Genomic DNA, 8,800 nt, shown 5'->3' on the forward strand with positions numbered 1-8,800 from the left:
GCAAAGGCACTAAGTTTTTTTTCTAAATAATTTTTGTTTTGCTATCGAATTTTAATCTGGTGATTGATGCGTTGGCTTTAATAAATCGTTTACTGTTTTCACTGGATTGAACGTTATTAACGGAACTTCAACAAAAATGGTGAGCCATTTAGCCATTGCTCCGTTCCAAAGTCCGGGAAGTTCGTAGGCTACTAATGCTTTGCCGTTTTTATTTTTCTCGACTATAAAGCCAGTATTTTTATCTACAAATTTTGTCAAATCAAAGTTCTGTCCTTGGTAATTTTTGGTTCCACAAACTAAGTCAACTGGATTAAAATGTGTGGCACTTTCTAATGTTTTTTGCTGATCAGATTCAACTTGGGATGCCTCAATGATTTGAAGAGAAACATTGCCTTTTTTATCTCTAACCCAAAATGGACCACCACCAGGTTCGCCTTCATTTTTCACCATTCCGCATACACGAATTGGTCGATTTAAAACATTTTGCAAGTAATCAACTTTACTCTCTTTGGTATATTTTGAAAATTCGTCAGTTACAGAAATATTAAGTTTGTTCACTAAAAAGGTTACAATTTCATTCAGATTTTCATTTGAAACCGATTCATTATCCAATAATTTCAAATAATTAAAAATGGTTTCTTGAAATTGAATTAAAATTCCGGCTAATGCTTTTTTATACAAAGCCACTGTTTCAATACGATTTTGAATTACATTATCGATATTTTTTATAAAAACGATATCGGCATTTAGATTATTCAAATTTGCAATTAATGCACCATGTCCGCCTGGACGAAAAACCAATTTATCGTCTTCATCTCTAAAAGGATTTCCATTCAGGTCAACTGCTACAACGTCTGTAGCTTTATCTTGGTAAGAGTATTTTACATTAATTTCTAAATTGAATTGCTTTTCAATTTTAGGTTTAATTTGATCTACTATTTCTTCAAAATTACGTTGATGTTCTTCTGAAACGGTGAAATGTAAATTGGATTTATTATTTGAAACGGCATAGATCGCGCATTCAATTAAGTGTTCTTCTATTGCAGTTGCTGTATGCGTAGCGTATTTATGAAAAGGCAAAACACCTTTCGGTTTATTGGCAAAATCAAAATGTTTAGAAGAAAGCATTGTTTTTATAAAGGCGTAATTTTTTGCATCATTACCACTTTTTTTATAATCTGGAGAACTGTTTTTAGCCACTTCTAACACTTCATTATAAAAAGAAAACTTCTCTTTTGCAACTAAAAATACTGGCAGGTCTTTGTCTTCTTTTCTATTAATGTAAGCGTTTATGGTTTCGCCATTGTATTTGAAATCATTAAGGAATTCGCTTAAAAATTTAAACATTCTGCTTGCTGCACCCGAAGCTGGAACGAACTTTTTTAGTTTTAAATTTTTGCTTTTTTCATCAAAATAATTGGCATGATAAACAGCTTCTTCTGCTGACATTGCTGTAATTCCGTCATTAATTCTTGCAGCTCTTTCTAAATGTATTTTTGGCAAACCATTTCTTAGAATAGCAAACTGACTTTCTAGTGTTTTGATATTAGTTTTACGATTATAAATTTCGATAAAATCGTAAGAATTAAAACCAAGTTGTTTGGCTTTTTCTAAATCTTTGATGATTTTTTTTGCTTTTTCTAAACGCTCTTCTTTATTGCCAGATAATTTTATGTAAGGCTTTTTATAATCGATTAGTGCTTTTTCAAAAATGGCTAAAGTGTTTTCTCTATCTTCTTTTTTGTCTCTCAAATCATCTTTTTCCCAAGGAACATCAATATCTGTTAGAAAAAATAAATCGTATTGGTGTTTTTTTGCTGCTTCCTCAAGAATTGGATGGCACGAATCGTAATACAGATCAGAAAAAACTTTGGTAACCATCAAATTAGTATCACAAAAAAGAAATTTGGTAGCATTTTGTAGTGCTTCATTTTCTAGTTTTGTTTGTCCGACAGCAATTGGAAGTAAATCGTCTTGAGTACAGATTTCTTCTTTGGAATTCCATTTATCTTGTAAATAATCGCGCGCAAACTCTGGAATCCAAATGGTCTTGAATTCATCTGCAAGCTGATTTGCTAATGTAGTTTTCCCAGTAGATTCTGGTCCGTACAAAGCAATTTTTATTATTTCTGACTGTAACTGTTTAAGATTTTCTTCCATTCTAAATAAGCTAAAATAGCCAATATTGTAAAAATTAAATATTGCAACGATAACATTCCTAAACCTCTATACCAAAATAATGGAACAGCAATGCAATCACCAATAATCCATAACGTCCAATTTTCGATTTTTTTCAAGGCCATGTACCACATTCCTGTAAAAAATATTCCTGATGTAAAAATATCAATATAATTCACAAATTCTAATTTATAATCGAAAAAAACATAAACTAAGTAAGTAATTAACAATGTTAGAAAAAATAACCCGATGCCAATTATTTTTTCTTTGTTTGTTGTTCTTGTAATTTTCAAATCAGGTTCATTGGATTTTGACATCCATTTGTACCAGCCATAAATACTCATTATAGAATAGTAAAAATTCATGGTCATGTCGCCAAAATATTTTGCTTGATATAATAAATAAACAGTGATAACAGTAGATATTAAACCAGTTGGATATACCCAAATGCTTTCTTTTTTTGCACAGATTACACTAACTATTCCGAATACGAAAGCTATTGATTCTAAAAGAATTTGCGTTGTCGATGCGTTTTTATATTGTTCGAATAGAAAATCTAGCATTGGATTAACAATTGATGAATTTTGAATTTTGATTTATGAATTGAAAAAATTTACATCATTTTCAAATGCAGTTCCGATTACTACTAAATCGGCTCCTGCATTGTAGGCGTTTTCTATTTCTTGTTTAGAGCGAATGCCGCCACCAACAATTAATGGAACTTTTATGTTTTGCGAAACTAACGAAATCATTTCTATTGGAACCGAAAGTTTTGCACCGCTTCCTGCTTCGAGATAAATTAATTTGTTTCCAATAAACTCGCCTGCTTGTGCGGTTTGTAAAGCGTATTCGTGATTGTTTCTGTCTAGTGGTTTGGTTTGGCTTACTCGTTCTACGGCAGTTTCGTTACCACTTTCTATTAAAATGTATCCTGTCGAAATAACTTCGAGATTGGTTTTTTTAATTATTGGAACCGCGTTTACTTGGTGTTCTATTAAATAATCTGGATTTCTGCCTGATAGTAAAGTTAGGAATAGAATTCCATCTGCGTCTTTAGAAATTTGCGATGGATTTCCTGGAAATAATAAAAATGGTAAATTGATTTGGGCTTTTAGTTGAATGATTAATTCGTCTAGATGATTTCCATCAAAGGAACTTCCGCCAATGAAAATGTGTGTAGCTGGCGATTGGTTTATTTTTAGAATTAAATTCGAAAGATTTTCAACAACTAACTTATCTGGATCTAATAGAATGGCTAGAAGTTTTACACCTTTGGTTTTGCAAGTAAGTATTTGTTGGTATATTGACATTTTATGGGAACACAGATTGGAGCCGTTAGAGAAATCTATTTTGTGTCTTCAAAGGCACAGACAAATATATAATCTTCTTCTTGATCAAATTGGATTTTAAACTTTTCTTCTTTATTATTAAATTTCAAAGTTGCAGTTGTGATTTTATCGTCGAATGTGAATGCGTTTTCTGAAATATGATCGGAGAAACTGATTCCGACTTCGTTTTTTAATTTGAAAATACTTTCTTTTATTCCCCAAATTACGGTTGCTTTCTTAATTTTTTCTTCGGTTGATAGATTTTCTAGGTGCGAAATATCCATAAAACGTGGTGCGATTTTTAGGATTTTGTTTTTGAGTTGCTCAAGGTCTAATCCCACTTTTTGTTCGCTGATAACAATTGCTGAAAAATCGTGTGAATGCGAAATTGATAATTCTAAATCTTTAATGCTACAACCTTGCGGCTTGAGATGTGGTTTGCCAAATTCGTCGTAAAGCAAATCGAAATCGGTGTATTCTAGATGTTGTAGAATCATTCGAACTGCCAGAAATCCTTTTTGATGACTTTCAGATTTCATTCCTTCTAGTCTTGCTAATGACGAATCTTTTAGCCGAACTTCTCTAAAAAGCGTGTCGAAGTCTTCGGAGATTTTCCAGAGATACAGTTTGGTATTGGGTTGTAAATAGACTACTTTGTGTAATGGCATAATGTTTAAATTATTGACTAAAACCTTACTAATAAAGCGGTAGTATAAATTGTGTTAGCCCAGATAGCAGTGGAAATCTCCCGATTTTTCATCGGGAATTGCAACGGATAGCTGGAAATAGCTCCTGAAAAAAAGTTCATTTTATTGTTTTTCAGTTGCTTAAGAATGTAAACATTTCATAATTTTTGAAATAAATTATTAAATCCAAATCCTATGTTGTAAATTTGCAAAAATTATTTAATAAACACAAATTTTTACATAGATGAGTACACAAACTTTGCCTTATGTAGCTTTTAAAGTGAAAGATATTTCGCTTGCAGCTTGGGGAAGAAAAGAAATTGAATTGGCTGAAGCTGAAATGCCAGGATTAATGGCTCTTAGAGCAGAATATAAAGACGAACAACCTCTTGCTGGTGCGAGAATTGCTGGTTGTTTACACATGACAATTCAGACTGCCGTTTTAATTGAAACTTTAATTGCTCTTGGTGCAGAGGTTACTTGGTCTTCTTGTAACATTTTCTCTACACAAGATCAAGCTGCTGCTGCAATTGCTGCTGCTGGAATTCAGGTTTATGCTTGGAAAGGTCTTGATGAGGAATCGTTTGACTGGTGTATTGAGCAAACATTATTCTTTGGTGAAGACAGAAAACCATTGAATATGATTCTTGATGATGGTGGAGATTTAACTAACATGGTTATTGATCGTTATCCTCATTTGGTTGAAGGTATCAAAGGTTTATCTGAAGAAACTACAACTGGTGTTCACCGTTTGTATGAAAGAGTAAAAGCTGGAACTTTACCAATGCCTGCAATAAACGTTAATGACTCGGTTACTAAATCGAAATTTGACAATAAATACGGTTGTAAAGAATCTGCAGTTGATGCTGTAAGAAGAGCAACAGATATTATGTTAGCTGGAAAAAGAGTTGTTGTTTGTGGATATGGTGACGTTGGAAAAGGAACTGCGGCTTCTTTCCGTGGAGCTGGTTCTATTGTAACTGTAACTGAAATTGACCCGATTTGTGCGCTTCAAGCTGCAATGGACGGATTTGAAGTTAAAAAATTAAACACTGTTATTGCTAACGCTGATATCGTTATCACTACAACTGGAAACAAAGATATCGTTCTCGGTGAGCACTTTGAACAAATGAAAGACAAAACTATCGTTTGTAACATTGGTCACTTTGATAACGAAATTGACATGGCTTGGTTAAACACTAACCACGGTGCGTCTAAAATTGAAATCAAACCACAAGTTGATAAATATACTATTAACGGTAAAGACATCATCATTCTTGCCGAAGGTCGTTTGGTAAACTTAGGTTGTGCAACTGGACACCCAAGTTTTGTAATGAGTAACTCATTCACTAACCAAACTTTGGCTCAAATTGAGTTATGGAAAAACAGCGCAGCTTACAACAATGAAGTTTATATGTTACCAAAACATTTAGATGAAAAAGTAGCGATGTTACACCTTGCAAAATTAGGAGTTGAACTAGAAACGTTACGTCAAGACCAAGCAGAATATATTGGTGTTGAAGTTGCTGGACCATTTAAACCAGAATATTACAGATACTAGTCTGATATTAGATTTTTGATATTAGATATTAAATATAAACCCCGATTTCAATTGAAGTCGGGGTTTTTGTTTGGGAATTGTTTACTTATTTACACGGATAATAAACCTTTGCTATCAAGTTTTTACAAAGTGATAAGATAAAGTTAATTAACATTCTGTAGGGAATTTCTCAATTACGAAAGAATAGATTTGTATTCAATTTTTAAACAAATACAAAATGAAAAAAATTATTTTAGTAGCGATGGTTGCTTTTGGTTTAACGACCGTACAAGCGCAACAAAGAGAAAAAGGCACCGTTGAGATTATCCCTCATGTTGGATTTACCATTTCAGATTTTTCAGGAAGTGATGCGGCTGATAATGGTGCGGTTTCTTCTTTAAAGTTTGGTGTTGGAGCTGATTATTATTTGAATAATCGTTGGAGTATCCGCTCAGGATTGAATTATGAAACAATGGGATCGGATGTTGATGATACCATTACTGGATTGAGTTACGTAACTATTCCTTTAAACGCCAATTGGCATTTTGGAAAAACAAGAAAATGGAACTTGAATTTTGGTCCGAGTGTTGGTTTTCTAACCTTTGCCGAATCTGGAAATGTTGATGTTAAAGACGCATTCAACAAAGTACAAATAGGTTTTAATGCCGGAATTGGTTACAAGTTTGAATTAACTAAAAAATTAAATCTTTTGGTAGATTATCAATCCATGGCTGGATTAACCGATGCTTCAAAAGATTTTAGCATTAAAAATAATTGTGGCTCGCTAAATGTTGGTTTAGTTTTTAAATTATAATAAAAAACGCAACTTTTAAACTTGCATCAAAAAGCTAGAATCTAATTGATATTAGATATTTGATATTAGATATTAAATATAAACCCCGATTTCAGTTGAAGTCGGGGTTTTTGTTTAGTTTCAAATTTTGAGAAGGTGTTTATTATGTAATAGTATTATTGAATTCTGTAACTTATTTTAGGAGTATTTGGTCAACTTTACGATAGTAATTATCTCTGAAAAATTGCACTTTTAATTGTGGTTTTTTCTCTGAGATAATACTTTTAAACAAACTATAAAAAATCAAAAAGATGTCAGGAAAAAACAAAAAACAGTTTGGTGTATGGATGGATACGCACAACGCTACAATTATTGGAAGAGAAGATGTAGATACAGGAGCATTTGTGGTGCTAGATCACGTTACAAATAATGGTGCTGATAGAAACACGAGTGAAAATGCAGAGAACAATCAAGAGATTGCTTTAACGCAGAAATTCTTTAAAGAAATTGCAGCTGTAATGCCTAATGTAGATCAAATCCACATTACTGGAACAGGACAAATACAAGAGCAATTCATTAAGTTCTTGGCCGAAACTGCGCAGTACAAAAACGTTGAATCGTCTGAAAGTACTTCTAACAAAATGAGTGATGAGAATATGGTTGCTTTTATTGAAAAGTATTTTAACTAGTATTAAGATTTGAGTATTAAGTAGTAAGACTAATGCTTTGGTTAAAAAATTCGAACCCCAATTTCTTAGGAAGTTGGGGTTTTTATTTGGGTTAAATGTATAAAAACCTGAAAGTTTTGGGTTTTAGGTTTTTAGGGATTGTTTGTTAATTATTTGGATTGCGGGCACGGATTGCAAATCCGCGCTATCGGGTTTATTCTTCCGAGTAAAGTAGTCCCCATTTTCCGATTAACAAAGTCTTTTCAAATGTTTGTCCAACTTGATATGGTTCTTGAACTTTTAGGTCGATTGTTCTGTCAAGTTGTTGAACTTGAATTTTAATGTAATGCCTTATTTGACCTTTATTTGTCAAAGTATAATAGTCAATAATTTTTGAATTCAGATTAATTGTCTTACTGCTACCAATATATGCGTTACTCAAAATAATTATTGAAAGAGTTGTCGCGATAAAAATTGCAGTAATTCCTAATGTCAAACTGAATATTCTAAAAATTGTCCGAAGTTGTATCCAAATTTTAGATTTATATTCTTTCTTTTCATGCTGTTTAATGTACTTTAAATATATGAAGTAACAATTGGGTGTCGTAATAATTAGAATTGGTAAGGCGAAATATTTCATTGTCCAACTTACCGCAGGTTCAACCTCTATAAAGTCAAACGAAGTAAATGAAAGGACAATTGTCAGAATGCAAAGTCCGAATATGGAAAAGAAAGTGATTTGAAATTGTTGGGTCGTCATTTGTTACTTTGTCGTCTTAAAATTGGCTATAACGTTCTGGCACTACAGCGGGTTTGGGACTAAATTAAGCCCTATTTTCGGATTTGCCAAATCATCCCAAATACAAAACCAACTTTCCATTAAGCCAATTGCCCAAATCCGCTGTAGTGGCTGTTAGCAGTAGTAAAGTGATCCTATTTGATATTTATTTTTTCGCAATAGAAATCATATTTTCCGTCTTCATAATCAAAAACGTGAAAATTGCAATTTTCCATTTGTCTATTCGTAATATTGTCGATTTGAAGTCCTGTTAGTTGTGGTAAACCGAGGTTTAGAATATCTTTATTATTGATGTTATAGAATTCAATAGAAATTTGAGAATTATGATTGGATAAATCTTGAGTCAGATATAAGTTTAAGCATTGTAGAAATTTTTCATTTTCGGTTACTTCATTAGTTAATTCAATTTTTCTAATAAAGAAAGGAGTGATTTCGCCATTACTTCCTTTATTCCCTTTTAGGAAATCAAATTCATTTTCTTTCATAATCAATATTTTATTTTTAATCAGCCTTTTTCCGACGCGAGCTATGGTTTTATTACTGCTAACTTGAATATATGCCTTATAAAATCACACTTATACACCCAATTTTGGATGTATATGTCTAATAAATGTCAGTCTTATGTGTTTTCAAAAAAAATTAAAAAAACTTCTTACAAATTCTCCTTCAACCATTTAACTCACTTTTCCAAACTTGAGCGTTTTGTGGTTTAAGTACCAAATGTATTGTTACTCTTCTTTATAATTTGTAAAATTCTCACTCATTGCTATCACTAACTCTCTATAATTTTCAAAATAATCGGGAGAAA

Annotated in this window: 9 protein-coding genes; 3 read left to right on the forward strand and 6 right to left on the reverse strand. The window is 32.3% G+C overall.

The annotated features are described in order from the left end of the window. Positions 1–51 precede the first annotated feature (51 nt). From DIU01_RS10735 to DIU01_RS10750, 4 genes are read right to left on the reverse strand one after another with little or no spacing between them, the layout of a single operon-like run. Positions 52–2,160 (reverse strand): DUF4301 family protein, encoded by a 2,109-nt coding sequence (locus DIU01_RS10735; protein WP_290834301.1) that lies wholly within the window; start codon positions 2,158–2,160, stop codon positions 52–54. Continuing rightward, positions 2,124–2,741, reverse strand: a complete 618-nt coding sequence (gene pnuC, locus DIU01_RS10740) for a nicotinamide riboside transporter PnuC (protein ID WP_290834303.1) — start codon at positions 2,739–2,741, stop codon at positions 2,124–2,126. The genes DIU01_RS10735 and pnuC overlap by 37 nt, the downstream gene beginning before the upstream one ends. 33 nt (positions 2,742–2,774) lie before the next feature. Next, positions 2,775–3,488: a geranylgeranylglyceryl/heptaprenylglyceryl phosphate synthase gene (locus DIU01_RS10745; protein WP_290834305.1), complete on the reverse strand. Its 714-nt coding sequence runs from the start codon at positions 3,486–3,488 to the stop codon at positions 2,775–2,777. Between the two features lie 35 nt (positions 3,489–3,523). Beyond that, positions 3,524–4,174 (reverse strand): 4'-phosphopantetheinyl transferase superfamily protein, encoded by a 651-nt coding sequence (locus tag DIU01_RS10750; RefSeq protein WP_290834307.1) that lies wholly within the window; start codon positions 4,172–4,174, stop codon positions 3,524–3,526. Between the two features lie 262 nt (positions 4,175–4,436). Here DIU01_RS10750 and ahcY point away from each other — a divergent pair, with 262 nt between their 5' ends. From ahcY to DIU01_RS10765, 3 genes are all read left to right on the forward strand, one after another. Next, entirely contained in the window at positions 4,437–5,753 is a 1,317-nt protein-coding gene (gene ahcY / locus DIU01_RS10755) for an adenosylhomocysteinase (RefSeq protein WP_290834309.1), read from the forward strand. A gap of 217 nt (positions 5,754–5,970) precedes the next feature. After that, on the forward strand, positions 5,971–6,546 hold the full coding sequence (locus DIU01_RS10760; RefSeq protein ID WP_290834311.1) for a porin family protein: 576 nt from the start codon (positions 5,971–5,973) through the stop codon (positions 6,544–6,546). 290 nt (positions 6,547–6,836) lie between these two features. Next, positions 6,837–7,214 carry a hypothetical protein gene (locus DIU01_RS10765; protein ID WP_290834313.1) on the forward strand — a complete coding sequence of 126 codons (378 nt, stop codon included), beginning with the start codon at positions 6,837–6,839 and terminating at the stop codon, positions 7,212–7,214. A 193-nt stretch (positions 7,215–7,407) separates the two neighbouring features. Here DIU01_RS10765 and DIU01_RS10770 read toward each other — a convergent pair whose 3' ends face one another. Together DIU01_RS10770 and DIU01_RS10775 are read right to left on the reverse strand one after the other, a co-directional pair. Beyond that, a complete protein-coding gene (locus DIU01_RS10770) occupies positions 7,408–7,689 on the reverse strand; it encodes a hypothetical protein (RefSeq protein WP_290834315.1) in 282 nt (93 codons plus the stop codon). 437 nt (positions 7,690–8,126) lie between these two features. Further along, on the reverse strand, positions 8,127–8,477 hold the full coding sequence (locus DIU01_RS10775; RefSeq protein WP_103806901.1) for a hypothetical protein: 351 nt from the start codon (positions 8,475–8,477) through the stop codon (positions 8,127–8,129). Positions 8,478–8,800 lie beyond the last annotated feature (323 nt).

The sequence above is a fragment of the Flavobacterium sp. genome (assembly GCF_003525665.1).
Taxonomy (GTDB): Bacteria; Bacteroidota; Bacteroidia; order Flavobacteriales; family Flavobacteriaceae; genus Flavobacterium.

Excerpts from the sequence above, each read along its gene's own strand:
- pnuC (WP_290834303.1), bottom strand. The coding sequence starts at position 2,741 with ATGCTAGATTTTCTATTCGAACAATATAAAAACGCATCGACAACGCAA.
- DIU01_RS10775 (WP_103806901.1), bottom strand. The coding sequence starts at position 8,477 with ATGAAAGAAAATGAATTTGATTTCCTAAAAGGGAATAAAGGAAGTAAT.
- ahcY (WP_290834309.1), top strand. The coding sequence starts at position 4,437 with ATGAGTACACAAACTTTGCCTTATGTAGCTTTTAAAGTGAAAGATATT.
- DIU01_RS10745 (WP_290834305.1), bottom strand. The coding sequence starts at position 3,488 with ATGTCAATATACCAACAAATACTTACTTGCAAAACCAAAGGTGTAAAA.
- DIU01_RS10750 (WP_290834307.1), bottom strand. The coding sequence starts at position 4,174 with ATGCCATTACACAAAGTAGTCTATTTACAACCCAATACCAAACTGTAT.
- DIU01_RS10760 (WP_290834311.1), top strand. The coding sequence starts at position 5,971 with ATGAAAAAAATTATTTTAGTAGCGATGGTTGCTTTTGGTTTAACGACC.
- DIU01_RS10735 (WP_290834301.1), bottom strand. The coding sequence starts at position 2,160 with ATGGAAGAAAATCTTAAACAGTTACAGTCAGAAATAATAAAAATTGCT.
- DIU01_RS10765 (WP_290834313.1), top strand. The coding sequence starts at position 6,837 with ATGTCAGGAAAAAACAAAAAACAGTTTGGTGTATGGATGGATACGCAC.